The sequence below is a fragment of the Rhodococcus qingshengii JCM 15477 genome, assembly GCF_023221595.1.
Taxonomy (GTDB): Bacteria; Actinomycetota; Actinomycetes; order Mycobacteriales; family Mycobacteriaceae; genus Rhodococcus_F; species Rhodococcus_F qingshengii.
Genome location: NZ_CP096563.1, coordinates 4422848 through 4448029, shown reverse-complemented (window position 1 = coordinate 4448029; position 25182 = coordinate 4422848). Strand labels below are relative to the sequence as shown.

At 63.5% G+C, this 25182-nt stretch carries 27 protein-coding genes; 17 read left to right on the top strand and 10 right to left on the bottom strand.

Annotated features, from left to right (window positions below):
* Nucleotides 1–67: 67 nt before the first annotated feature.
* The 4 genes from sigE (at nt 68) to tatB (ending at nt 3097) form a co-directional block, all read left to right on the top strand.
* Nucleotides 68–664 (top strand): RNA polymerase sigma factor SigE, encoded by a 597-nt coding sequence (gene sigE, locus M0639_RS20155; RefSeq protein WP_029255812.1) that lies wholly within the window; start codon nt 68–70, stop codon nt 662–664.
* Nucleotides 665–716: 52 nt separating this feature from the next.
* Nucleotides 717–1076 carry a hypothetical protein gene (locus tag M0639_RS20150; protein WP_003945180.1) on the top strand — a complete coding sequence of 120 codons (360 nt, stop codon included), beginning with the start codon at nt 717–719 and terminating at the stop codon, nt 1074–1076.
* A 75-nt stretch (nt 1077–1151) separates the two neighbouring features.
* Complete coding sequence (locus M0639_RS20145; RefSeq protein ID WP_064075554.1) at nt 1152–2630, top strand: S1C family serine protease; 1479 nt, start codon at nt 1152–1154, stop codon at nt 2628–2630.
* A 74-nt stretch (nt 2631–2704) separates the two neighbouring features.
* Nucleotides 2705–3097 (top strand): Sec-independent protein translocase protein TatB, encoded by a 393-nt coding sequence (gene tatB / locus M0639_RS20140; RefSeq protein WP_003945177.1) that lies wholly within the window; start codon nt 2705–2707, stop codon nt 3095–3097.
* Nucleotides 3098–3161: 64 nt separating this feature from the next.
* Here tatB and M0639_RS20135 read toward each other — a convergent pair whose 3' ends face one another.
* The 5 genes from M0639_RS20135 to M0639_RS20115 all read right to left on the bottom strand — a co-directional run bounded on the left by M0639_RS20135 (nt 3162) and on the right by M0639_RS20115 (nt 8690).
* Nucleotides 3162–4298, bottom strand: coding sequence for an Mrp/NBP35 family ATP-binding protein (locus tag M0639_RS20135; protein WP_003945178.1), 1137 nt, complete (start codon nt 4296–4298; stop codon nt 3162–3164).
* A 24-nt stretch (nt 4299–4322) separates the two neighbouring features.
* Complete coding sequence (locus M0639_RS20130) at nt 4323–5186, bottom strand: lytic transglycosylase domain-containing protein (RefSeq protein WP_003945171.1); 864 nt, start codon at nt 5184–5186, stop codon at nt 4323–4325.
* Between the two features lie 145 nt (nt 5187–5331).
* Nucleotides 5332–6789 carry a lytic transglycosylase domain-containing protein gene (locus M0639_RS20125; RefSeq protein ID WP_231915224.1) on the bottom strand — a complete coding sequence of 486 codons (1458 nt, stop codon included), beginning with the start codon at nt 6787–6789 and terminating at the stop codon, nt 5332–5334.
* A gap of 75 nt (nt 6790–6864) precedes the next feature.
* A complete protein-coding gene (locus M0639_RS20120) occupies nt 6865–7407 on the bottom strand; it encodes a DUF1003 domain-containing protein (protein ID WP_003945067.1) in 543 nt (180 codons plus the stop codon).
* Entirely contained in the window at nt 7404–8690 is a 1287-nt protein-coding gene (locus tag M0639_RS20115; protein WP_003945077.1) for a magnesium transporter MgtE N-terminal domain-containing protein, read from the bottom strand. The genes M0639_RS20120 and M0639_RS20115 overlap by 4 nt, the downstream gene beginning before the upstream one ends.
* Before the next feature lie 72 nt (nt 8691–8762).
* On the opposite strand from M0639_RS20115, the gene M0639_RS20110 reads away from it, so the two are divergent.
* The 6 genes from M0639_RS20110 (at nt 8763) to M0639_RS20085 (ending at nt 14860) form a co-directional block, all read left to right on the top strand.
* Nucleotides 8763–9725 (top strand): HpcH/HpaI aldolase/citrate lyase family protein, encoded by a 963-nt coding sequence (locus M0639_RS20110; RefSeq protein WP_003945087.1) that lies wholly within the window; start codon nt 8763–8765, stop codon nt 9723–9725.
* A 107-nt stretch (nt 9726–9832) separates the two neighbouring features.
* Nucleotides 9833–10327, top strand: coding sequence for a general stress protein (locus M0639_RS20105; RefSeq protein ID WP_003945065.1), 495 nt, complete (start codon nt 9833–9835; stop codon nt 10325–10327).
* Nucleotides 10328–10554: 227 nt separating this feature from the next.
* The gene (locus M0639_RS20100; protein ID WP_037131899.1) at nt 10555–11892 is read left to right on the top strand and encodes an ABC transporter substrate-binding protein; all 1338 of its coding nucleotides are present in this window, start codon (nt 10555–10557) and stop codon (nt 11890–11892) included.
* A gap of 80 nt (nt 11893–11972) precedes the next feature.
* Entirely contained in the window at nt 11973–12854 is an 882-nt protein-coding gene (locus M0639_RS20095; protein WP_044480569.1) for a carbohydrate ABC transporter permease, read from the top strand.
* A 1-nt stretch (nt 12855) separates the two neighbouring features.
* On the top strand, nt 12856–13686 hold the full coding sequence (locus M0639_RS20090) for a carbohydrate ABC transporter permease (protein ID WP_003945075.1): 831 nt from the start codon (nt 12856–12858) through the stop codon (nt 13684–13686).
* Between the two features lie 4 nt (nt 13687–13690).
* Nucleotides 13691–14860 carry an ABC transporter ATP-binding protein gene (locus M0639_RS20085; protein ID WP_003945069.1) on the top strand — a complete coding sequence of 390 codons (1170 nt, stop codon included), beginning with the start codon at nt 13691–13693 and terminating at the stop codon, nt 14858–14860.
* A 3-nt stretch (nt 14861–14863) separates the two neighbouring features.
* Here M0639_RS20085 and M0639_RS20080 read toward each other — a convergent pair whose 3' ends face one another.
* Nucleotides 14864–15100, bottom strand: coding sequence for a hypothetical protein (locus M0639_RS20080; RefSeq protein WP_007736112.1), 237 nt, complete (start codon nt 15098–15100; stop codon nt 14864–14866).
* A 126-nt stretch (nt 15101–15226) separates the two neighbouring features.
* On the opposite strand from M0639_RS20080, the gene M0639_RS20075 reads away from it, so the two are divergent.
* Both M0639_RS20075 and M0639_RS20070 read left to right on the top strand, forming a co-directional pair.
* Entirely contained in the window at nt 15227–16492 is a 1266-nt protein-coding gene (locus M0639_RS20075; protein WP_064075559.1) for a sensor histidine kinase, read from the top strand.
* 10 nt (nt 16493–16502) lie between these two features.
* Nucleotides 16503–17609 carry a winged helix DNA-binding domain-containing protein gene (locus M0639_RS20070; RefSeq protein WP_064075555.1) on the top strand — a complete coding sequence of 369 codons (1107 nt, stop codon included), beginning with the start codon at nt 16503–16505 and terminating at the stop codon, nt 17607–17609.
* On the opposite strand, the gene M0639_RS20065 is transcribed toward M0639_RS20070, so the two are convergent.
* Both M0639_RS20065 and M0639_RS20060 read right to left on the bottom strand, forming a co-directional pair.
* Nucleotides 17602–18465 carry a hypothetical protein gene (locus M0639_RS20065; protein WP_003945080.1) on the bottom strand — a complete coding sequence of 288 codons (864 nt, stop codon included), beginning with the start codon at nt 18463–18465 and terminating at the stop codon, nt 17602–17604. The two genes, M0639_RS20070 and M0639_RS20065, sit on opposite strands and share 8 nt — an antisense overlap.
* Entirely contained in the window at nt 18455–19153 is a 699-nt protein-coding gene (locus M0639_RS20060; RefSeq protein WP_064075556.1) for a metallophosphoesterase family protein, read from the bottom strand. Before M0639_RS20060 ends, M0639_RS20065 begins: the two co-directional genes overlap by 11 nt.
* 71 nt (nt 19154–19224) lie before the next feature.
* On the opposite strand from M0639_RS20060, the gene M0639_RS20055 reads away from it, so the two are divergent.
* On the top strand, nt 19225–19809 hold the full coding sequence (locus M0639_RS20055; protein ID WP_007736116.1) for a suppressor of fused domain protein: 585 nt from the start codon (nt 19225–19227) through the stop codon (nt 19807–19809).
* A 25-nt stretch (nt 19810–19834) separates the two neighbouring features.
* On the opposite strand, the gene M0639_RS20050 is transcribed toward M0639_RS20055, so the two are convergent.
* Nucleotides 19835–20281: an SRPBCC family protein gene (locus M0639_RS20050; protein ID WP_007736117.1), complete on the bottom strand. Its 447-nt coding sequence runs from the start codon at nt 20279–20281 to the stop codon at nt 19835–19837.
* A 134-nt stretch (nt 20282–20415) separates the two neighbouring features.
* Nucleotides 20416–21486 (bottom strand): magnesium and cobalt transport protein CorA, encoded by a 1071-nt coding sequence (locus M0639_RS20045; RefSeq protein WP_007736118.1) that lies wholly within the window; start codon nt 21484–21486, stop codon nt 20416–20418.
* A gap of 169 nt (nt 21487–21655) precedes the next feature.
* Here M0639_RS20045 and M0639_RS20040 point away from each other — a divergent pair, with 169 nt between their 5' ends.
* The 4 genes from M0639_RS20040 to M0639_RS20025 all read left to right on the top strand — a co-directional run bounded on the left by M0639_RS20040 (nt 21656) and on the right by M0639_RS20025 (nt 25173).
* Entirely contained in the window at nt 21656–22510 is an 855-nt protein-coding gene (locus tag M0639_RS20040; protein WP_064075557.1) for a PHP domain-containing protein, read from the top strand.
* Complete coding sequence (locus tag M0639_RS20035) at nt 22507–23121, top strand: MarC family protein (RefSeq protein ID WP_164490628.1); 615 nt, start codon at nt 22507–22509, stop codon at nt 23119–23121. Before M0639_RS20040 ends, M0639_RS20035 begins: the two co-directional genes overlap by 4 nt.
* Before the next feature lie 3 nt (nt 23122–23124).
* Complete coding sequence (locus tag M0639_RS20030; RefSeq protein WP_007736120.1) at nt 23125–23517, top strand: hypothetical protein; 393 nt, start codon at nt 23125–23127, stop codon at nt 23515–23517.
* A 462-nt stretch (nt 23518–23979) separates the two neighbouring features.
* Nucleotides 23980–25173, top strand: a complete 1194-nt coding sequence (locus M0639_RS20025) for an NAD(P)-dependent malic enzyme (protein ID WP_003945072.1) — start codon at nt 23980–23982, stop codon at nt 25171–25173.
* Nucleotides 25174–25182: the final 9 nt, after the last annotated feature.

Genomic DNA, 25182 nt, shown 5'->3' with positions numbered 1-25182 from the left:
TCCCGAGCAGGAGGATCAACTTATTTACCAGGTCAACGACGAGCCTCGCCCTCGAGAGTCGGAAGTTTTGACGACGGAATCGGCTGTGGATTCCGAATTGATCGGCACTGCTGTGTTCGATGCAACTGGTGAGAAGTCCTCCATGCCGTCTTGGGACGAACTCGTGCGTCAGCACGGTGACCGGGTGTACCGCCTGGCCTACCGGTTGTCAGGCGATGCCCAGGACGCCGAGGACTTGACGCAGGACACCTTCATCCGGGTGTTCCGCTCGCTCTCCGATTATCAGCCCGGAACTTTCGAGGGCTGGTTGCACCGCATCACCACAAACCTGTTCCTCGACATGGTTCGCCGACGCAATCGCATCCGTATGGAAGCGCTGCCCGAGGACTACGACCGCGTTCCCTCGCCCGGTCCCGACCCCGAGCAGATCTACCACGACGCGCGCCTCGACGCAGGTCTGCAGGCCGCACTGGACTCGCTCGCACCTGAATTTCGTGCCGCTGTCGTGCTCTGTGACATCGAAGGTCTGTCGTACGAGGAAATCGGTGCCACACTGGGAGTGAAGCTCGGAACGGTTCGTAGCCGTATCCATCGTGGGCGACAGGCGATTCGTGATCATCTGGCAGCGCAGCGCGCAGCCGAATCCGAACTCGTCGGTTTCTGACGGTCGGGTTCGAGCTACAGAGCGGGACGTGGTCAATCACCTGGAGGGACGAATGACGGAGGCGCGGGCACATCGCCAGTTCGGTTCGACCGAACATCTGGCCAGCGAGGCAATCGCTGCCTACGTCGACGGAGAACTCCGAATGCAGGCCTACTTGCGGGCCTCGCATCACATCTCGATCTGCGCCGAGTGCGCTGCGGCCGTCGATGCTCAGCAGCAGGCACGTGGTGCGCTGCGTCGAAGCGGCGAGATGACGATGCCGTTGTCCCTGGTGGGACTTCTCAGCCAGATTCCTTCGTGCAACAGTCCGACTACCGGGCCGAATTCGGAAAACGCCGACAGTTCCGTCGGTAATCAACCCGCCGGCTTCTCCACCATCAGCAAGAGGTTGTCCCGTCGCTGGCGCAAATGACGCCGCGCGCCAGCGTCCCGGCGCGGATCAGTGATACTGGACCATGTGACTGACGGAAAAAGGGGGCACTCCGGAGTGAGTTCGGATTCTTCGGCAAACGGTTCGGTGGACAGACCGGCAGATGCGCCGGTTCTCGACCCCCGTCCGGTCTATCGACCCCGGATCGATCCGGCCTCGCGCCAGGTGTTCGGTCGGCCGAGTGGAGTCGAGGGCTCGTTCACTCCGATTGCCACGCGATCGACCCCGTCTTCCGACGTCGTGATCGGGAATCCGGACCCGGTTCTGGCCGAAGCATTCGGTCGACCGGCAGACGCCACCGAGTCGATCGGTCGCGATCCCGAGGCGTCGGCGAACAACACACCCGACGAAGAAACGCCGAGTGATCCGTGGCGTGATCCTGAATCCGCCGTCTCGCTGGGCAAGCCCGCAGAGTCCGAGGCGCCGGTGCAGTTGCCTCCCGCCCAGAAACTCGACGTGCGTGAGCTGTTGTTCGGTCGCAAGGTCGCCCCCTCGGCACTGGCCGCGCTTGCGGGCATTGCGCTTGTCATCGCTCTCGTCGGTGGATTGCTTGCCACTGTCATCACTGCCGATCGCAGTTCACTCACCAGCTCACGTGTCACGCTCGTTCAATCCGGCGGTGGGGAACAGCCGGAGTCTCAGGTGGCGAAAGTCGCCGACGCCGTACTGCCATCCGTGGTGTCGATTCAGGTCGCCGTCGGCGACCAGGGCAGCACGGGTTCCGGTGTGGTCATCGACGGCGCCGGATACATCGTCACCAACAACCACGTGATCTCCTCGGCTGTTCCGCCCGCTCAGGACGCGAAGATCCAGGTGATCTTCTCCGACGGAACCAAGACCGACGCCCAGATCGTCGGACGTGATGTCAAGACAGACCTCGCAGTGCTCAAGGTGTCGGCGAACAATCTGACGGTCGCTCAGCTCGGAAAATCCGAGGATGTTCAGGTGGGCGACGACGTCGTCGCCGTCGGCTCACCGCTCGGATTGAGCAAGACTGTCACCCGCGGGATCGTCAGTGCACTGAACCGGCCTCTGCGGTTGTCGGGTGAAGGCACTGACACCAACGCCGTCATCGACGCCGTCCAGACCGACGCGGCGATCAATCACGGCAACTCCGGTGGTGCGCTCGTCGACGATGAAGCCCGCGTCATCGGCATCAACACCGCAATGCTCAGTGAGTCCGGTGGTTCGGTCGGGCTCGGCTTCGCGATTCCGATCGACACGGTCACCGAGGTGGCTCAGACCATCATCCGTGACGGCAAGGTTCATCACCCCGACATCGGCGTGAATGCCCGCACCGCGGTCAATGACGCGACCAGTGGTGCTGCGGTGGCCAACGTGCGCGACGGCAGCCCCGCTCAACGTGCGGGGATCGTCGAGGGTGACGTCATCGTCAAGGTCGGTGACCGACCGGTGACAAGCGCCGACGAATTGGTGGTTGCGGTCAACGCGACGACCGTCGATCAGCCTGTCAACGTTCAGTTGATCCGCGACGGACGGCAGGTCGACATTTCGGTCACGCCGGTGTCGGACTGATCGGACCCTGCGATCTTCCTGTGAGGTTGATCCGGACATGCGCGCACCGAGCGAGCACACAGTAGGCTGACCCTGTGTTTGGCAACATCGGTTGGGGCGAGTTCATGATCCTCCTCGTAGCGGCTCTGGTCATCTTGGGACCTGAGCGGCTTCCTGGTGCGGTCTCCTGGGTCACGAAATCCCTGAGGCAGGTGCGCGAATATGCTTCGGGCGCTTCCAATCAGCTCAAGGAAGAACTGGGCACCGATTTCGAGGATCTGCGTAAACCGCTCGCAGATCTGAACAAGCTGCGCGGAATGACGCCGCGCGCTGTGATCACCCAGCACCTCCTCGACGGCGACGACTCCATCTTCACGGGCAACTTCGACAAGAAGCCGCAGAGCGGAGTGCAGGAGCCGAAGACGCTGTCGAAGGACAAGCCACTCACCGCCGGCGAACGTCCTCCTGTGGACTTCGACGCCACCTAGAGTCGACATACGCAAGGGCGCCTGTCACCGATCGGTGACAGGCGCCCTTCCGTATGAGGGGGTTCTACAGGTTGCGAACCGTGTTGATACCAAGCGACATTCCGGCCAGCCCGCGCTGACGGACGGCCAACTTGTCGGCGATGTCCTTGAGTGCGATGGCTGCGGGTGAATCGGGAGCGCTGAGGACGATCGGCGTCCCGGCGTCGCCTGCCTCGCGGACGGACGGATCCAGCGGGATCTGTCCGAGAAGCGGAACCTTGGCGCCGACGGCCTTCGTGAGGCGATCGGAGACGGTCTGCCCGCCGCCTTCGCCGAAGACGTCCATACGGGTGCCGTCGGGAAGTTCGAGCCAGGACATGTTCTCGACGACGCCGGCGACGCGCTGGCGGGTCTGCAGGGCGATCGCGCCCGCGCGCTCGGCGACCTCTGCAGCAGCCTGCTGCGGTGTGGTGACGACCAGGATCTCGGCGCTCGGGATGAGCTGAGCCACCGAGATGGCGATGTCACCGGTGCCGGGCGGCAGATCGAGCAGCAGCACGTCCAGATCGCCCCAGAACACGTCGGCGAGGAACTGCTGGAGCGCGCGGTGCAGCATCGGTCCGCGCCAGACGACAGGTGTGTTGCCCTGGGTGAACTGCGCGATGGAGATCATCTTCACGTCGTGGGCGACGGGCGGCATGATCATGCGCTCGACCTGAGTCGGCTTGGCGTCGGTGCCGAGCATGCGGGGGATCGAGTGGCCGTAGATATCCGCGTCGAGTACACCGACAGACAGTCCGCGCGCGGCCATTGCTGCCGCGAGATTGACTGTCACACTGGACTTTCCGACGCCACCCTTGCCGGAGGCCACGGCGTAGACGCGGGTGAGTGAACCCGGCTGGGCGAACGGGATGACGGGCTCGGCGGAATCGCCGCGAAGCGACTTGCGAAGCTCGGTCCGCTGGGCGTCGTCCATGACGTCGAGTTCGACGCGAATCGCACCGACCCCGGCGACATCGGCGACGGCCTTGGTGACGCGTTCGGTGATCTCGGTGCGCATCGGGCAGCCGGCGGTCGTGAGATAGATGCCGATGTCGACGCTGTTGTCACTGGAGAGGGAGATTCCCTTGACCATCCCCAGTTCGGTGATGGGTTTGCGGATCTCTGGGTCCAGAACTCGCGCGAGCGCGGAGCGAACGTCGGACTCGGTCAGTACAGACATGACTCCATGGTAAGTCCAGGTAGGTCAGTGGATGCGCGGCAGGTCCGATGCGGCGGGCACGATGCCGGTGGAGTACCCGAGCGACCAGGCCAGAACGTTGGCGACGTAGGCGGCCGAGTTGTTGTAGCGGTGGATGGCGGAGGCAACCTGGGTGACGTCCTGCATGTTGAGTCCGCCGTCGCACAGGTACTTGCCGGTGGTCAGTGCGGAGTCGAAAAGGTTCTGCGGGTCGGCGATTCCGTCACCGTTGCCGTCACCGGCGTATTGGTTCCACGTGGACGGGATGAACTGCATCGGGCCGACTGCGCGGTCGTAGACGGTGTCGCCGTCGAGGGCGCCGCCGTCGGTGTCCATGATGACGGCCTGGCCGGGGAGGCTGCCGTTGAGTGGCAGGCCGATCACGGGCTTGTAGAGGTTGCCGTTCGCGTCGGCGTCCTTGCCGTCGTTGGCGTGGCCGGATTCGACGCGGCCGATTCCGGCGAGGAGCGTCCAGTGCATGTTGCAGTTGGGCTTCTCGACAGCGAGGATTCGCTCGGCGTTCTGGTAGGCGGCGACGCTCACGCTCGGGATTCCGAGTGCTCCCTCGGCCATCGAGGCGGGGAGCGGGGGAGTGGCCTGCACGGGAGCCAGCGGCGCGGGTTCGGGCGCGGGGGCGGGAGCCGGCTCGGCGATTGCTTCGACGGCGGGCAGAATCTGCGCCTGCGGTTCCTGCGTGGCTTGTGCGGCGGTGTCCACCGTTTCGGCGGAGCTGGTGTTGAAGAACGGGACCTTGGGAGCGGCGCCGGCCGTGTTGGCTGCGGTGACGAGTCCGATAGGGATGAGTCCGGTGAGCGCGATGACCGAATTTCGACGGATGTGCGAATCTGTCTTCTTGCTGTGCCGACCCACTGTTTATGCCTCCTGAACCTCCGCGAGGAGGTTTTCCGTTCAACTGACGGAGTCGAGGCTACCTGATTTGTTGCGTTTCCGTTATTCAACCGTGATCTAGGAGGGCAGTTTGGGGCATATGCACTGTTCTTTCGTGATTTTTCGGTTACAGAGCGGGCATGCCGGGCAGGCCCGGGAAGAACGGCACGAATGCCGGAGCCGGGGCCGGTGCGGGTGCGGGTGCCGGTGCCGGTGCGGGCTCCGGAGAGGGGGCGGCGGGTGGAGAGGATTCCGCGGGAGCCGCGTCGGTGGTGGCGGGTGCCGTGGCGGCCACTGCCATGCCCGGGATCGTGCACGGCAGAAGGATGCCGTCCTGCAAGGCGTCGAGGGCTGCGGGGTCCGGAAGGATCACACACATGTCGTCGGGCCAGCGCCATCCCTCGGCCGTCAGAATCGGCCACACGAGACCCCGTGAGGTGAGGACGGGGAGCGGGATGATCGGACCGGGAGCTGCGTTCCGGGCGGCGTTGGGTCCCGGAGCGGGGCTGGTCGGCATGACGCCCGGCGGGATCAGTGCCTGGATCTCGGGTGAGAGTGCAGGCATGTCCGGCAGACCCGGGAAGAGGGGAGTGGTGGTCGGGGTCGGCGTCGTCGACGCTGATTCCTTGTCGCCGGCCGCCGGATCGGTAGCCGCAGCCGCGGCGAGTACGGCCGAAGCGGCGGAGTCTGCCGAGGCGGCGGCGTTGATCGCGGAGCTGCCGGTGTTGATGCCCGAGGTGTACGGCAGCTGACCGGAAGGAATGACACCGTTCTTGTATGCCGTCGACCACATGATCACGTTTGCTGCGTAAGTGGCCGAGTTGTTGTATCGCAGAACAGCTTTGGTCTCCTGGGCGACATCGCGCAGGTTGAGTCCGCCGCTGCAGAGGTACTTCGCTGCCGAGAGTGCCGCATCGAAGACGTTGTTGGGGTCCTTGATTCCGTCCCCGTTGCCGTCGCTGGCATATCCGGCCCAGGTGGCCGGAATGAACTGCATCGGCCCGACGGCGCGGTCGTGAGTGGGGTCGCCGTCGATTGCGCCCTTGTCGGTGTCCCGAATGACTTCGTTGCCTGCCAGCCGTCCGTCGAGGACGGGGCCGAGGATCGGGGTGACCGTCGTACCCACCGAGGTCGTCTTGCCGCCGTTGGCGTGACCGGATTCGATGCGTCCGATGCCGGCCAGAAGATGCCAGGGGATTCCGCATCCCGGTGCCTCGGTCATCATCACCAGCTCCGCGGAGCGGTACGCGTTCAGGACGATCTCGGGGATGCCCAGAGAGGTGAGGACGACGGCCGCAGCGTTGGGCGCTGCCGGGGCGCCGGCGACCGTATCGCTGGGCGGGGCCGATCTTTGCGTTCGGACCGTGCGGGGCGTCGGGAGGAAGTCGACAGAGTCCGGCTGCGCAATCGAGGCGGAGCCCGCCAGTGCGATCGGAACCTGTGACCCTCCGGTCGGTGCGCTTCCGGCAGTGAGGGCCGCTGGACCTGTGACGACGAGCAGTCCCCCCACCAGTGTGGATGCTGCAATTATTCCGCGTACTCGCACGATTCCCCTTTGCTGGCGCTCCCGCTCCGGAGTACCCACCGTGATATCCATATTGCTGTGACTTACGTTACATATCGGTCACGGTGCGTGCAGCAAAACTCAGCGAACGCTCAGCTAGTTGTGACTTTGTTTCGCAGTATTCGAGTCACGGTGCTTCTTCTTCGGGGTCGGTTCGCCGTCGGCAGCAAGGATCGACTTGATCTCCTCGAGCTCCCGTCGCAGGTAGTCGCGGGTGGCAACCTCGCCGACGGCGATACGCAGAGCTGCGAGTTCTCGGGCGAGGAATTCGGTATCCGCCTTGGTTTGCTCGGCGCGTGAGCGGTCCTCCTCGAGCGAGACCCGGTCGCGGTTCTCCTGACGGTTCTGGGCCAGCAGGATCAGCGGCGCCGCGTAGGCGGCCTGGGTGGAGAAGGCCAGGTTGAGCAGGATGAACGGGTACGGGTCCCACTGCAGGGCCACCGCGAACACGTTGATCAGGATCCAGACGATCACGATGATCGTCTGGATTGCGAGATAACGCCCGGTGCCGAGGAAGCGGGCGATGCGTTCACTGACGCGCCCGACAGCTTCGACGTCGAAATCGAGATTGAACCGGCGGCTTCCGCGGGGCGTTTCCAGTCGTTGCCGTGCGGTCGTGCTCGACGCCCGTTCGCTCATCGGAGTAGTTCCTCGTCGTCGGAGTAATCCTCACGCCAGTCTTCCGGCAGGAGGTGATCGAGCACGTCGTCGACCGTCACGGCCCCGATCAGGTGGTTCTCGTCGTCCACGACCGGCCCGCATACCAAGTTGTACGTCGCAAAATATCGGGTGACCGACGCCAACGAGTCGTCCGGGGCCAACCGGGGCATGTCGGTGTCGAGTAGTCCGCCTACCAGGCTGGCGGGAGGCTCGCGGAGAAGCTTCTGCAAGTGGACGCAGCCGAGATACCGCCCGGTCGGAGTCGCCGTCGGCGGACGTACGACGAAGACCATGCTCGACAGCGCCGGGGTCACGTCGTAGTTGCGGGCGCGGGCAAGGGCCTCCGCGACCGTCGTCGAGGCCGTCAGTACCACCGGTTCGGGCGTCATCAGACCACCGGCAGTGTCCGGGGAATGCTCGAGCAGGCGTCGAACAGGTTCGGAATCCTGCGGGTCCATCAACTGAAGCAGTGACTCGGCCTCGGTTTCGGGCAGCTCGCCCAACAGGTCGGCGGCGTCGTCGGGATCCATCGCTTCGAGTAGATCGGCGGCACGTTCGACTTCCAGGTGCATCAGCAGATCGGTCTGGTCGTCCGCCGGCAGTTCCTGTACGACGTCGGCGAGGCGTTCGTCGTCGAGCGCCACGGCCAGTTCGTGGCGGCGCTTCTCCGGCAGTTCGCGCATGGCGTTGGCCACATCGGCGGGTCGCATGCCTTCGTACTGGAGAAGCAGGTGAGCTACGCCCTGGCCGGGGAGTGAGAGGTCGCTCTGGGTGAGGCCGGCGACGTGCTGCCAGTCGACGATGTGAATCGCCGCGCGTCGACCGAGGCGTCCGCGATGGCCGCGAACCGCGACCTTGGAGACCACCCAGTCTCGCGTCCGCGTCGATTCGATTCCGAGATCGACGACTATCGTGTCGACGCCGTGAAGCTCCTCGAGTTCCGGGTCGTCCACGCGCACATGCGAATCGAGTACCTGCGCCAGAGCGAGCACTTCGCCCGGGCGCTGGTTGAAGCGCCGCAGACTGACGTTGCCGGTGGTGAGGGTGACTGCACTCGGTTCGATTGCTGTCACACGCAACATCGGAACGAAAATACGTTTGCGCGTGAACATTTCGATCACCAGACCGAGAACCCGCGGTTGCTGGCGTCCGATACGGACCGTGATGACGACGTCGCGCACACGACCGATCGATTCGCCGTCCGGGCCGAGTACAACCAGGCCGGCAAGCCTGGCTGCAAATACCTTGCCTGCTGCTGCCATGATTGCAAGGCTAATTCGTCCAGCGTCAAAATCTGCAACGGCGCCACCGAAAATCGAGAAGGACAGTCCGCAATGACTTCACGCAACCGTTCCCGTCGATCGGTATTGGCAGTTCCCGGCAGCAGTCGGAAGATGATCGACAAGGCGAAGGGATTGCCCGCCGACGAGATCTTTCTCGACCTCGAAGATGCGGTGGCGCCGCTGGCGAAGCAGGCGGCCAGGGAGTCGATCGGCGACGCGTTGGCCGAGGACGGGTGGGGCAAACAGGTCAAGGTCGTCCGGGTCAACGACTGGACCACCGAATGGACGTATGCCGACGTCGTGGAGGTGGTGGGCCGCGCCGGAGCGCATCTGGACGCCATTCTGCTGCCCAAGGTTCCCGATGCGAGTCACGTCCAGGCGCTCGATCTGTTGTTGACGCAGGTCGAGAAGGCCAACGGTCTCGAGGTCGGCAGGATCGGGATCGAACCGCAGATCGAGAACGCGATCGGCTTGACCAACATCGACGCGATCGCCACCGCGAGTCCCCGCGTCGAGGCGCTCGTGTTCGGCCCGGCCGACTTCATGGCGAGCTTGAACATGCGAACTCTGGTCGTCGGTGAGCAACCGGACGGCTACGACCGCGGTGACGCGTATCACCACATCCTGATGACCATCTTGATGGCCGCGCGGGCGCACGGCGTCCAGGCCATCGACGGGCCGTACCTGCAGATCCGCGACGTCGAGGCTTTCACTCGGTCGGCTGCGCGAACGGCAGCGCTCGGTTTCGACGGCAAGTGGGTTCTGCACCCCACGCAGATCGAGGCGGCCAACGAGGTGTTCAGTCCGCGCCAATCCGACTACGACCGTGCGGAACTCATCTTGGACGCGTACGCGTTCCACACCTCGGCTGCCGGGGGAGGGCGGGGCGCCGTCATGCTCGGCGACGAGATGATCGACGAGGCGAGTCGCAAGATGGCACTGGTGATTTCGGCCAAGGGCCGCGCCGCGGGGATGACGCGCACCTCGGAATTCACGCCGCCCGAACACGCCTGACGCTCGCATAGCCGAACGAATCAGGTCTGTAAAGGGCACAATAGGGGGTAGATGTACTTGCGTCATCCGCGTGGATGACGTGCCCGAAAAGAGGAGCGCAGCCAGCCATGTCCAATCCGCTCGGTCAATCGTCGAATGGGTCGCGCCGTGGAGCGTTGCCGACACCGCCTTCGGGATGGCCCATCGGGTCGTACCCCACCTACGCCGAGGCGCAGCGCGCAGTCGATTACCTCTCCGATCAGGAATTCCCGGTTCAGGACGTCACGATCGTCGGCGTGAACCTGATGCAGGTCGAGCGAGTTCTCGGTCGGTTGACGTGGGCCAAGGTGATCGGTGGCGGCATCGTCTCCGGCGCGTGGCTCGGTGTCTTCTTCGGCCTGGTGCTCGGAATCGTCACCGGTGGTTTCCTCGCTCCGCTGATCGCGGGCATCGTGGGCGGCATCATCTTCGGTGTCATCTCCACGACGATTCCGTACGCCGCGACGCGTGGGCAGCGGGACTTCGCCTCGACGATGCAGTTGGTCGCCGGACGTTACGACGTACTGTGTGAGCCCAAGACGGCGGAGTCGGCGCGCGACCTGCTCGCCAAGCTCGCTATCTGACATTCTCACTCGGGCTGCCAATTTATGTGATCTCGGTTACTTTATGTACACGCGGGCGAGGTAGTACTCGCTTCCCGTGACCGTTTGCCGGACAAGGAAATAGGTCCCTTCTCCGGCAAAAGTGCCGATGTGTGGTGCGTCGGCCAGCCGTAACGACTGCGCCGTCTCGCCGCCCGAGGAGGACGGCTGTGCAGAACGAGAGATCGCGGGCGGGACAAAAGAAGAAATTGCGGGCGGGGCTGCTCGGCGCGGCAACATTGTTGTTGGCGCCCTTGCTCAGTGCGTGCGGATCGGACAATGACGACGGCGTGGTGCTGTCCTTCTACACCGCTGCCGACGGAGCCGAGCAGTATGCGGAGGCCGCCGCCAATTGTTCGGCGGCGTCGAACGGCGCGTACCGGGTCGAGCAGAAAACTCTGCCCAAGGGTGCCGACGACCAGCGACTTCAGTTGGCCCGGCGTCTGACCGGCAATGACAAGTCACTCGATCTGATGACGCTCGACGTGGTGTGGACTGCCGAATTCGCCGAAGCGGGATGGGCATTGCCGCTTCCTGACGACGTGGCGGCCGAGGTCAGCAACGGGACGCTCGAGGGTCCGCTGGAGTCGGCGAAGTGGCAGGACCAGCTCTATGCGGCGCCATTGAACACCAACACCCAATTGCTCTGGTATCGAAAGGATTTGATGCCGGACGGGCAACCACCCCAGACCTGGGATCAGATGATCGACATCTCCGAAGGCCTGGCCGCGGAGGGGCGCCCCAGCTGGATCGGTGTGCAGGGCAAGCAGTACGAAGGATTGATGGTCTGGTTCAACACCCTTCTCGCCAGTGCCGGCGGATCGGTGGTGGGGCCGGACGGAACAACCGTGACGGTGGCCGACGGTGATGCTGCCCAGCAGGCGCTGACCGTCATGAAGCGCGTCGCTACCGCCAAGGGTGCGGATCCCTCGATCTCGCAGGGGGATGAAGCGTCGTCGCGACTGGGTATGGAGAGCGGCAAATCTGCCTTCCAGGTCAACTGGCCGTTCGTGCTGCCCGGCATCATGGAGAACGCCGAGAAGGGCGATCTGCCGTACATCGACGACAAGGGCAACGTCACCAGTGAGAACACCGGAAACACGGTGCTCACGGTGAACGGAGAACGGAATTTCCTTGCCGCTCCGTATCCCTCGGTGATCGAGGGTAAGCCGGCCGAGGTCACGATCGGCGGCTTCAACGTAGCGGTGGCCAAGACCAGCCAGCATCCGGACCTCGCTTTCGAGGCGCTCACCTGTCTGCGTAACGAGGAGAATCAGCGCAACAACGCGGTAGCCGGTGGCGTTCCGCCGACTCTCGAGAGCCTGTACGACGACCCGGCGTTTCAGGAGGCGTACCCGGCGTGGCGTGAGGTTCGCGACAGCCTGGACACCGCTTCGGTTCGTCCGGTTTCTCCTGCCTATCAGAGTATTTCGACGCTCATCACTGCCACGCTGAACCCTGTGGGAAACATCGATCCGGAATCGACCGTGAACGATCTTGCCGAGCAGGTACGCAAGGCAGTCAATTCCGAGGGGCTGATTCCGTGACGATCGACAGCGAAAATTCGGGAGCTGCACCAACAGTCGCGACGGCATCGCCGGAGCCGAAGCACTCCGCGAAGTCGAAGATGTCGGACGGAAAGGCGGCCGAGCGTCGCCTCGGTCTCTGGCTGGTGGCCCCGGCCGCGATTCTCATGATCGCGGTGACCGCATATCCGGTGGTCTACGCCGTTTGGCTGAGTTTGCAGCGCTACGACCTGCGCTTCCCGGATCAACGAAAGTTCGTGTGGTTCGACAACTACGTGTCGGTGCTGACCGACGGTTACTGGTGGCAAGCGTTCGCGGTGACGACGTCGATCACGGTTGTCTCGGTCGTCATCGAGTTCGTTCTCGGACTGACCATCGCACTGGTGATGCACCGAACGATCGTGGGTAAGGGGCTCGTCCGCACCGTTGTGCTCATCCCGTACGGCATCGTCACCGTCGCGGCGGCATACAGCTGGTACTACGCGTGGACGCCGGGGACCGGCTACCTCGCCAATCTCCTGCCCGACGGCAGTGCGCCGCTCACCGACCAGATCCCGTCGCTCGCGATCATCGTCCTTGCCGAGGTCTGGAAGACGACGCCGTTCATGGCGCTGCTCCTGCTCGCCGGCTTGGCGCTCGTGCCCGATGACCTTCTCAAGGCGGCTCAGGTGGACGGCGCCGGCGCGTGGACCCGGTTGGTACGCATCATCCTTCCGCTGATGAAGCCCGCCATCCTCGTCGCTCTGCTGTTCCGCACACTCGACGCATTCCGCATCTTCGACAACATCTACGTGCTGACGAAGGGAGCGAACGACACCGGGTCGGTGTCGATTCTGGGTTACGACAATCTGTTCAAGGCATTCAACTTGGGCATCGGATCCGCGATCAGCGTGTTGATCTTCGTGTGTGTGGCCGTGATCGCGTTCATCTTCATCAAACTTTTCGGTGCTTCGGCTCCCGGATCCGATACGGAAGGACGCTGACATGACCGTGACTCCCAGACTCAAGATCAGCTGGTCCGTCGTCAACCTTCTGGTCTTGCTGTACGCGCTGGTTCCCGTCCTGTGGATCGCCAGCCTGTCCTTCAAACCGGCCGGAACCATCAAGGACGGCAAGTTCATTCCGGAGAAGTGGACCCTGGACAACTACCGAGGAATCTTCGACACCAGCGCCTTCACCAGTGCTCTGATCAACTCGATCGGTATCGGACTCATCTCGACGGTCATCGCCGTGGTGATCGGAACCATGGCTGCTTACGCGATTGCGCGCCTGGATTTTCCGGGCAAGAAGCTGCTGGTGGCTGTTGCCCTGCTGATCGCGATGTTCCCGCAGATTTCATTGGTGAGCCCGCTGTTCGACATCGAACGACGGCTCGGACTCTTCGACACCTGGGCCGGACTCATCCTGCCGTACATCACCTTTGCGTTGCCGTTGGCGATCTACACGCTCTCGGCGTTCTTCAAAGAGATTCCTTGGGAACTCGAAAAGGCGGCGCAGATGGACGGCGCGACTCCGGGGCAGGCGTTCCGGAAGGTGGTGGCTCCACTGGCCGCGCCCGGCATCGTCACTGCGGGAATCCTGGTGTTCATCTTCTGCTGGAACGACCTGTTGTTCGCGATTTCGCTGACGTCGACCGAACGCTCCATCACCGCCCCTGCGGCCATCGCAAACTTCACCGGCGCTTCACAATTCGAGGAGCCCACCGGGTCGATCGCCGCGGCCGCCATGGTCATCACCATTCCGATCATCATCTTTGTTCTGTTCTTCCAACGTCGTATCGTGGCCGGGCTTACTTCCGGCGCAGTGAAGGGATAAGCCTGTGGCCGAGATCGTGCTGGACAAGGTGACCAAGCTGTACCCGGACGGAGCCAAGGCGGTCAGTGATGTCGACATCACCATCGCCGACGGAGAATTCATCATTCTCGTGGGCCCGTCCGGTTGTGGAAAATCCACGACGCTCAACATGATTGCCGGGCTGGAAGACATTTCGACCGGTGAGTTGCGGATCGCGGGTGAACGCGTCAACGAACGCGCCCCCAAGGACCGCGACATCGCGATGGTGTTCCAGTCGTATGCGCTGTATCCGCACATGACGGTGCGTCAGAACATCGCTTTCCCACTGACATTGGCGAAGATGTCCAAGGACGAGATCAACGCCAAGGTCGACGACGCTGCGCGGGTCCTCGACCTCACCCAGCATCTCGATCGCAAACCGGCGAACCTGTCGGGCGGTCAGCGTCAGCGTGTCGCGATGGGACGCGCAATCGTGCGCAGCCCGAAGGCGTTTCTCATGGACGAGCCGCTATCGAACCTGGACGCGAAACTGCGCGTGCAGATGAGGACGGAGATCGCCCGTCTGCAGCAGCGACTCGGTACGACAACGATTTACGTGACCCACGACCAGACCGAGGCGATGACGCTCGGCGATCGGGTAGTCGTGCTGCGCGGCGGAATCGTGCAACAGATCGGTGCGCCGCAGGAACTCTACGATCGTCCGAACAATCTGTTCGTGGCGGGATTCATCGGGTCCCCGTCCATGAACTTCTTCCCCGGACAGTTGACGGCCGACGGTGTGAGCACGCCGATCGGCGATGTTCGCCTGCCAGCGGCGGCGCAGTCGAAGATCTCGGGCAGCGGTTCGGGCAAGGACGTGGTGGTCGGTATCAGACCGGAGCATTTCGAGGACGTGGCGCTGGTCGATGCAGCGCAGAAGCCGCACGGCGGGACGTTCACCGTCGACGTCGACGTGCTGGAATCGATGGGTTCGGACAAGTACGCGTATTTCCTCGCTGGTGGCCCCGCCGTCAACTCTCGTGAACTCGAGGAACTCGCTGCCGATTCGGGAACGGCCGTCGCTGGTGGCGGTCAACTGGTTGCCAGGCTCTCGTCCGAGTCCACGGTGGCCCAGGGCAGGTCTGTCGATCTCTGGTTCGATCCCGCCAAGATCGCAGTGTTCGACGGCGGTACGGGAGCCAATCTGCTGCTGTGACCTTTACCCGGGCAAGGTGACCGAATACGTCGCGCCCCAGGGGAGCGGTACCTGTTCGGGGCCGGGCGCTGCGTCGGCCGGTTCGGGTAGGGGGACCAGGCGGCCGAATTGTTCGTGATGGGTGGAGGCCGGGGCGGCTTGCGCTGTCCCGGCGACCACGGCGATCGGCGCCGCTGCCAGGGCGCCGGCGACGGCAAATCGAGTGGCGATGCGGCGCTTGCTTGCTCGGGTCGAGATCATGAGCACTCCTGCGTGGTTTCGAGGTTCGGTGAATGCTGTGCCATTCACGGTATTGCGGGTTGATTGTGAAATCTCGTGTGCGAAGCTCATTCACAGGGAACTGGGATGGGCGGCACAGGAGGACAGATGAACGAATCCTCGGTACGAACCGAGCACCTGCCCGGTGGCCCGGACCTCGAGCGGATCATGCGCGAACACGCCTACCGCGGTGCGTACCTCCAACTGACGGTGCGCGGCGCTCTGGTGCTGTTCATCGCCCTGACACTGATTTTCGTCCCGCCGATGAACGACGCGGGATGGTGTTTCGCGATTCTGGGCGCCTATGCACTCTGGTCGGCAGCCGTGGCGCTGTGGATCCGCAAGGGCGGCACAGGCCCGGTGACGATGATCTGGCTCGGCTTGTTCGTCGACCTTGCCGTGCTCGCAACTCTGACATTGCTGACCGGTCTCGCGGCCGAGCAGAGTTGGACCGCCGACATCTTGAGTAACGGGCTCTTCGTCATTCCGGTTCTGGCGTGTACGCAACTGCGGACGGACGTGTGTGTCGGCGTCGTTGCCTGCACGATCGGTGTGTTCTTCGTTTCCAGTTGGGCAACGATGACTTCGAACTCCGAGCCGTGGCCGTCGATCCTGCTGAGCACCATGGCCTTGGCCGGAGTGGGCGCAGGCGCAATCGGACTGACTCGGATTCAAAGATCACGCGTGTTGACCATCGGACAACTCGTCGGGCATCGAACCAGCCTTCTGGCCGAACTCATGGGGCTCGAGCAGCGAGAGCGCACGGAACTGTCCGAGCAGTTGCACGACGGGGCGCTCCAGTACGTTCTCGCCGCGCGGATGGATCTCGACGAATTGGCAGACAGTGCGGAGCCTGTCGCTTTGGCGCGAGCCGGAAAAGCGCTCGGTGAAGCGACCACGCTGTTGAGATCGTCCGTCTCGGAACTGCATCCCACAGTTCTCGTCCACGTGGGCCTTGCCCGCGCGATCGGGGACCTCGCGCGATCGGCGCAGGGACGCGGCGGAGTAGTGGTCGACGTCGACACTTCGGGCTGGAACGACGATCTACGCACGTCTGCCGACGAGGTCTTGTTCGGCGCCACCCGAGAGCTTCTGGGCAACGTCGTCAAACATGCCGGCGCGCAGAACGTCCGGATCGAGCTTGCACGACTGGACCACCGTGCGGTGCTCGTGGTCTCGGACGACGGTCGGGGGATCAGCGCCGATCGGATTGCCGAACGACGGGCTGCCGGGCACATCGGACTGCTCTCGCACGAACTGCGAGTGGTTGCCGCGGGTGGCTCGTTCTCGGTCGGACCGGGTGAAGAGTCCGGAACCCTCGCGCGAGTCGAGATACCGTTCCAGATCGTCACCGCCACTGACCACGATCGTTGAGGAGTTGTCGATGGCTGCACTGATCACCGATCGCGAGCTCAACCTGGCGACTCTGGCGCGGCAGTTCCTGCTGCGGAGGGCCGAGGTCAGTGCGTTGGATGCGATCGAGCACCTGGCAGGTCTGCAGGCCCAGGCGCCGAACCCGCCCTACCTGGCGCTGTGGGCGCGGCTGAAGAACTTTGCGGCAGAAGACCTCTCCACCCTTGTCGAGAAGCGCCAGGTGGTGCGGCTTGTTGCCATGCGGGGCACGGTCTTTGCTCTTTCGGCCGCGGATGCGGGCCCATTCCGGGCCACGGTTCAGACGATCATGGAACGCGATCTCCACACCAACAGCACACAGCGTGCGGCGCTCACCGGGTTGGATCTCGACGCTCTGGCGCGGGCGGGACGGGACCTCGTAGCGGACGGGCCGCTCACCCAAATGCAGATGAGACCGATACTGGCAGAGCGCTTTCCCGGCCACGCGGCCGAGGGGCTGGCGCACGGCGTTCGAGGACTTCTGCCGATGGTGCAGGTCCCACCGCGAGGCCTGTGGGGACGATCCGGAGCACCGGCACTGACGACCTTGGAGAATTGGCTTGGCACGGAAGTGAGTTCGACTCCGGATCCGGATGTGATGGTGCTTCGTTATCTGGCGGCCTTCGGGCCCGCGAGTGTGAAAGATGCCCAAGCGTGGTCAGGGCTCACGAGACTCGCCGAAGTATTCGAGCGGCTACGACCCGGCTTGGTCACCTTTGTCAACGAGAATGGGGCCGAGGTGTTCGACCTGCCGGACGCGCCACGACCGACCTCCGGAACACCCCCGGTCAGAATCCTTGCACCGTTCGACAACATCTTGCTCTCGCACGCCGACCGATCTCGAATCATGGACGAGCAGTACCGAACTCGCGTCTTCACCGTGAACGGCATCATCAAGCCCGCCATCCTGGTGCGCGGGAAGGTGGTGGGATATGCGACGGTGACGCCGGCAAAGGAGACGGTCGAGTTGGGTGCGACTCTGTTTGCGCAGCAACCGAAGACCGCCCTCGCGTCCATCGAGAAAGAAGCGCGTTCGTTGCTGAAGTTCATGCACCCGAAGATCCCGAACCGCGAGGTTCGCTTCACTGCATCTACGTAGCGGGCTTGTGCTTTCGGGGTGCTCGATCGCGCAGTTCGGCCACGATCTCGTCGTTCCACATGTGGCGCCGCACCAACCGGTACCGCTCCCGGGCGATCCACAAGTACGCCTCGGCATCGGTGTGCTCGGGCAACATGTCGGCGCCCCTCAGCATTCGCACGACGGGGAGAAACTCCTCGCCGAACCAGCGCCGGGCGACCGTGTCTCGGCCGAGGAACTCACCCTTTTCCTGCATGAGCCGAAAACCCCACGCCTCCACGCACTCACTGAGTTCGGCGTACTCCCACGGGTCGGTGACCTGGACAGCTTCGCGTTGTGAACCCTGCAGCGGAACGCGAGTGAGGAAGAGTCGGCGATGGTCCTTGATGAGCAGATCGGCGCGCTGAGTGATGCCTTCCGGCGAGATACGCGTGATGATCTCGGTGACGTACGCATCGATTGTCTTCTGGTGCATCGCACACGCAATGGACACTCGGTGGTGTCCGTCGATCACGAAGTGCATGGAGCCGACACGGTACAACTGAACGGGTGGCACCGATTCGCCGCGTCGTTGCGCCACGGCAAGCCGTTCCCAACGCGCACGAGAGTGAGTTGACGTCGGCCGGAAGTACCTGTCGAAATCACCTGTGCGGTCGACACTTCCGACGATCGATTCGATGGTGACGACCTGCAGACCCAGAGACTTCTCGCCGACCTTGCCGAGAGCGGCGACAACCTCGTCGAACGGCAGGATCGCGTTGACGTCGTCCGGTTCGCGTCGTAGCCAACTGACCAGACGTGCCACGTCGGCGCGTCGACGCTGACGAGCAAAGTCGTTTTCCGCGTCGGCTGTGGGAAAACCGGTGTCACGAGCCATGTCGGCGCCTCACGATCGTCGGCGGAGTACCTGGGGAAATCTCCATCAGCGTGAAGCCGACGGTATTGAGCACGATAGTCCGGCCCACCTCCAGATCGAGAGGTGTTCGCCCGTGCGGATGGATGTGTCCGTGGACCATGACCGTCGGATCAAGGTTGTGAATCAAAGGCGTGAGGCATTCGAACCCTCGATGTGGTCGATCCTCGGCGTCGCCGACGCCACGGGCGGGGCTGTGGGTGAGCAGCACATCCACGCCCCTCCGACTGCCGGGAAGTCTCGATTGCCAAGCGTTTCGCCAGGTGAGCGAGCGAGCGCGTCGACTCTGCTGGCGCTCGGACCACTGATTGGGGCCGGTGTTGTACCGGATGGAACCACCGAGGCCCGCGATCCGCAGACCGGCGACGGTCACGATGCGTCCGTCGGCGTTGACAGCGCCGGTAGGCCCTGGCCACTGCGCCGGCATCCCGGCCCGCGTCCAACCCGATCTCTTGTTCGAATATCCGGACAGATCGGCGTCGTGGTTTCCGGGAACGAACACGCAAGGCGCATTCAGCTGATCGGACAGGTACTCCAGATACGCAAACGGCAGATCGCCCGCGCCGAGGATCACGTCGACTCCGAGTGAACGAACCTGACTGCTCCACAGGAATTCGACGGTCTCGTCGCTGACAGCGAGAACGGAGACCATTTCGACGACGCTACCGCCACCGCGAGGTATCTGCGCTGCGAACCTCGCGGGCACGGTGTTTAGATGGACGAGTGTCAGACAGCGTCGTATCTTCCGTCCGGGCCCATCTCGTCAGCAGCATCGAGGGGCCGGACCCCACCGCGGCCTCGGTGACGTTCCTCGGTGTCGAACCGCTGGACGTGCTGCGTTTCGAATCACCCGACGGCCTGGTCCGCTACGTCACACTGGGGTGCTCGCGTCATCCGATGGGCGACCCCAACGAACTGGTCGCAGACCCCACACGCGGACCCCGCGCCGAGTTGGTACTCACGCTGCGCGGTGGCACCGGTGTGGCGTCAGGTGTGGCCAGGACGCTCGCGGTGCTGGCCGCGGCGCCGTCCGTCGAAGGCGTCGTGCTGCTCGAGGACGCACTGTTGGACCTGGGCGAGCCGCTGTGGAAGGACACTGCGTTCACGGCGGTGCTTCTCGGTGACAGCGGGATCGAAGACCTGACGCTGCCGGAGCCGTTCGACCCGGTGCGCTTCCTTGGTGTGGTCCCCCTGACCGGTACCGAAGCCGCCTGGGTGCGTCTGCGCGGCGCGGAGGCACTGAGGGAAGCGTGGACCGAGGCGGGGATCGACATCCGCGATCCGCACCGTTCCGCTGCCTCGCTCTAGCTGCGCTGGCGCTTTGTCCGTCAGATCATTCGGCGTGCACGAGGATGTCCGCCAAGTTCTCGAGACTTACCCGAACCGTCCGTGAAAATGCTTTCGTGACGATCGGGTCGGCCATCTTGCCGAATACTCCTCCCAGGCCGCTTTCGCTGTCGAGTCGGTAGGTGACCCGAGTGCCGTCACCGACTTCTTCGCAGGTCGTGGTCTGCGAGAAGCTGACCGGACTTTCGACGGACGTCGATTTCGACGATCTCGGTGGGTCGTACTCGGTGAATTCGGATGTCCACTCGAGACGCTTGCCCAGGATTCGCGAGACACCGTGCCAGCGGCTTCCCACGCCCATCGGGCCGTCGGTGATCTGTTTGCACTCGACCATCGAATTCTCCCAGTTGGGCCAGTTCTCGGCGACGGCGATGTACTCCCAGACGTCCTTGGGTGGCAACGCGATCTCCACGGATTGCTCGACTGTAGGCATGGTTGCTCCTCCACTTCTCCTTGGATCTGAATTTGCTTGTCGCAAAATGGATTTCGGGAACGGAATGAAAATGCGTACCCATATCCATTGTCCGCCTGCGACGGTGGCAAGTACAGGGAGTCAGCGTGCGAGGTTCACAGCCAGTTGTTGCGACGGAAGAGAAAGAACAAGCCGACACACACCGACGCGATGAGGAACAGGATGGACTGATAGCCGTACTTGTAACCGAGTTCCGGCATGTTCTCGAAGTTCATCCCGTAGATACCGGCAACGCCGGTCGGCACGGCGGCGATAGCGACCCACGCGGAGATCTTGCGCATGTCGGTGTTTTGCTGCACCGCGATCTTCGCGAGTGCGGCGTCGACCAGCGAACTCAACACCTCGTCGTATTCCGAGATACGTTCGGCCACGATCGTGTGGTGATCTCGTACGTCACGGAAGTATCGCCGGATCTCCTTCGGGACGAGGCCGCCCGCGGGCTGGGTCAGCTGGAGCAGTGGCAATCCGAGTGGAGTGACCGAGCGTCGTAGTTCGACGATTTCACGTTTGAGCAGGTAGATGTGCTCGACGGCAACGGTGTTCCGCGGGTTGAACACCAACTCTTCCATGCTGTCGACGTCCTGTTCGACGAGTTGGATGACGGAGAGATAGCTGTCGACGACGTGGTCGGTGATCGCGTGCAACACCGCGAACGGGCCCATGGTGAGGCGCTCGGGGTTCTGCTCGAGTGACTTGCGCACGCTTGCCAGTTCGGAGTGATCCCCGTGCCGGACGGTCACCACGAAGTCGGGGCCGACGAACACCATGATCTCGCCGGTTTCGACGATCTCGCTCGCCGTCGCGACGGACTCGTGCGGTACGTAGACGACCGTGCGCAGCACCAGGAACATGACGTCGTCGTAGCGTTCGAGTTTCGGGCGCTCGTGTGCATGGACAGCATCCTCGACCATCAGCTCGTGGAGTCCGAAAGTTGCTGCGACATCTTGCATCTGACCTTCGTCGGGAGCGTGCATGCCCACCCAGACGAACGCGTTGTCGCGACTACGAACCTCGGCCAACGCAGCGCGGTGCGTGTACTTGCCCGGCAACCGCACGCCGTCCACGTAGACCGCGCAGTCGACGATCGCGCGGGCTGCCGGAACGGGGATCTTGGGCGCATCGGCTTGCGTCGATTTGCCGTTCGACCAATTCGGCAGTGACGGCATGGTTGGCACGCTCGCTCCTTCTCGGTCTGTAATGCAGTGGAACGGCAGGGGAACGGCACTACAGCGACACCTGATCGAATTGCGCTGCCGCTGCGGCGTAATCGTACGTCAGCTTCCGGCTCGCCCACCGGAGCGCGATGAAGTTGCCGATTGCTGACACACTGGAACAGTGCGAATAGATCTTCACACCCACTCCAACGCATCGGACGGCACCGACACCCCGGCTGCCCTCATGCGCGCCGCAGCCGACGCCGGACTCGACGTCGTCGCCATCACCGATCACGACACGACTTCGGGCTGGGCCGAGGCGGCGCAGGCCTTGCCGGCCGGCGTCAGCCTGGTTCGTGGGATGGAGATGTCGTGCGAAGGTCGAGGTGAGCGTGGTTGGCCGGTCGCTGTACATCTTCTGGCGTACCTGTTCGATCCGACGCACCCCGAATTCGCAAAAGAACGTGAGCGACTGCGCGCCGAACGCGTCGAACGTATCCGGGTGATGACGACCATGATGGCGCGTGACGGTCTGCCCGTCGATCCCGATCAGATCTTGGCTGACGCCGGTCCGTCCGTCGGACGCCCGCACGTCGCAGCGGCCCTGATGCGAGCGGGAGTGGTGTCGAGCATCAGTGAGGCTTTCTCCGACCTGTTGTCCAGTCGAGGACGATACGACGTTCCCAAGTACGACACTCCGCTCGAGTACGCCGTCGAACTGGTGGCAGCCGCCGGGGGAGTGACCGTCCTGGCGCATGGACGGGCCCGTTCGCGCGGCGGATTGCTTGCGCTCGACCACATCCGCGATCTGGCCAATCTGGGTCTCGGGGGTCTCGAAGTCGATCACCCGGACCATCGCAGCGACGATCGTGACGTCCTGCGCCGCCTGGCTGTCGACCTCGGTTTGGCAGTCACCGGATCCTCTGACTACCACGGCGAGAACAAGACGATCGGACTCGGCGACGAGCTCACGGACGAAGCCGAGTTCGACAAACTCGTCTCGGCTGCCACCGGCGTGGAGGTACTGGGGCGCTGATGCTCGACACCACGCTCTACCTCACCGTGTTCATCACGCTGTTCGTGATCATGGACCCGCCCGGAGTCATCCCGGTGTTTTTGTCACTCGTCGGACGTAAAAGTCGTGAAGATCGCAATCGAGCGGCATGGCAGGCCCCCGCCGTCTCCCTGGCGGTCATCTCGGTCTTTGCCATCGGCGGTCAGGCGATCCTCAACTACCTCCACATCGGCATTCCGGCGTTGCAGGGCGCCGGCGGATTGCTGCTGCTTCTCATCGCACTCGAACTGCTGACCGGAAAGGCCTCCAACCGTCCGCAGGGAGCCGACGACGTCAACGTCGCACTCGTTCCTCTGGGAACGCCGATGATGGCCGGTCCCGGTGCGATAGCGGCCGTCATCGTCTTTGTCGCCCAGGCCGACGGTGAAGCGGCGTCGTATCTGGCGATCGCGTTGGCGATTCTGTCCATCCACCTCGTGCTGTTCGTGGTCCTGCGCTTCTCGACCGCACTGATCCGGATACTGGGCGAGGGTGGCATCAGTCTGCTGGCACGCATCGCCGGTCTTCTGCTCGCCGCCATCGCGGTTCAACTCATTGCGGAATCAGTCCGCGGATTCGTCGCGGGAGCGTAAGAGATGACATACGACGACAGGTACGACCGGAACGACAGGTACGAGGACGACTACCAGTACCAGGAATATCAGGACTATCAGTACGAAGACGATTACGACTATCCCGCCGACAAACGACAATGGCTGCTGGTCCGCGCTCTACGCGCCCTGAGTGGCACCGTGGCGGCCGGAATCGTGGTCTTGACACTCGTGATCATCGGTTCGGCATATCTGGGCGGCAACCGCGGATTCCCGGGTCCGGGAACAACGTCGATCACCGCGCACATTGCGGCCTCGGTGGTTGCTCTCGCCGCGCAGATCTGGTGCGACCGCAGGCGGGGTATCGCGGCGGTTGCCGGATCGGTGGTCGTGCTCGTGGTGGCGGGGCTGTTGTTGGTGACGCAGTGGTGGGGATGACTGGGTGGGGATGACACGGTGGGGATGACTGGGTGGGGATGACTGGGTGGGGATGACACGGTGGGGATGACTGGGTGGGGATGGCACGGTGGGGATGACGGCTCGGGTTCGAGTGTGGTGAGGAATCCGACCGCTTGGAGGATTTGATTGTGATCCGACTCTGGTGGCAAACTGGAGTTACTTCGAGGCGGCGCCACAGCCCGGCCCCGAAGTGCAGGTTTCGTCAGAATTTCTCCCGAAACCTAGATTGCATGGATACGCCAGGGCTCACCCGCCCCACACCATGACGCTTCGGATGTATTGCGGCCCACTTTCTCGCGCACGCCGAATGCTCTTCTTCTCAGTAGTCGTTCGCGGAAGAAATGATCTCTGACCGTTGTGAACGTAGTTTCGCAGCGGTCCGAAGGATTACTTCCCAGTAACCCAGCCCCACTTGAGGCTGGACTAATCAGGAGTGTCATCGTGTCCCTCGTGACTGAAGCCATCAACGTACCCAAGGTCGAGTTGACCGACGAAGAAATCTTTGCCGCTCACGTCGGTGGCAAGCTCTCGGTCGAGACCACAGCACCGCTCGATACGCAGCGGGCCCTCTCGATCGCCTACACGCCGGGTGTTGCTCAGGTGAGCCGCGCCATCGCTGCAGACGAAACCCTTGCCGATCGATACACGTGGACCAACCGACTCGTCGTCGTGGTCAGCGACGGCACCGCGGTTCTCGGACTCGGCGACATCGGCCCCCGCGCGTCGCTGCCCGTCATGGAGGGCAAGTCGGCACTGTTCAAGAACTTTGCCGGACTGAACTCCATTCCGCTGGTTCTCGACACCAAGGATCCCGACGAGATCGTCGAGACGCTCATCCGACTGCGTCCGAGCTTCGGCGCGGTCAACCTCGAGGACATCTCGGCGCCGCGTTGCTTCGAGATCGAGAAGCGCGTCATCGAAGCTCTCGACTGCCCCGTCATGCACGACGATCAGCACGGAACCGCCATCGTGGTCCTCGCGGCACTCAAGGGCGCCGTGAAGGTCCAGAGCCGCGACATCACCACACTCAAGGTCGTCATCTCCGGCGCCGGCGCTGCGGGTGTTGCCTGCGCGAACATCCTGCTTGCCGCCGGAATCAGCGACGTCATCGTGCTGGACTCGAAGGGCATCATCTCGGGTGAGCGCAGCGACCTCAACGACGTGAAGGCAGAACTCGCGGCCCGCACCAATCCCCGTGACCTGCATGGTGGTGCCATCGAGGCTCTCGAAGGTGCTGACGTGTTCCTCGGTGTCTCGGCGGGCAAGATCCCCGAGGAGCTCATCGCTTCGATGGCTCCCGAGTCGATCGTGTTCGCACTCTCCAACCCGGACCCGGAGATTCACCCCGAAACCGCGTCGAAGTACGCGGCGATCGTGGCGACGGGCCGTAGTGATTTCCCGAACCAGATCAACAACGTTCTTGCCTTCCCCGGTGTCTTCAAGGGCGCGCTCGACGCCGGCGCCCGTCGCATCACCGAAGGTATGAAGCTCGCTGCCGCCGAGGCAATCCTGTCGGTGGTCGGCGACGAGTTGGCGGCGGACAAAATCGTCCCCAGCCCACTCGACCCTCGCGTGGCACCCGCAGTAGCGGAAGCCGTCGCGGCCGCAGCGCATGCTGAGGGCGTGACCAGCTAAGAGGGACTA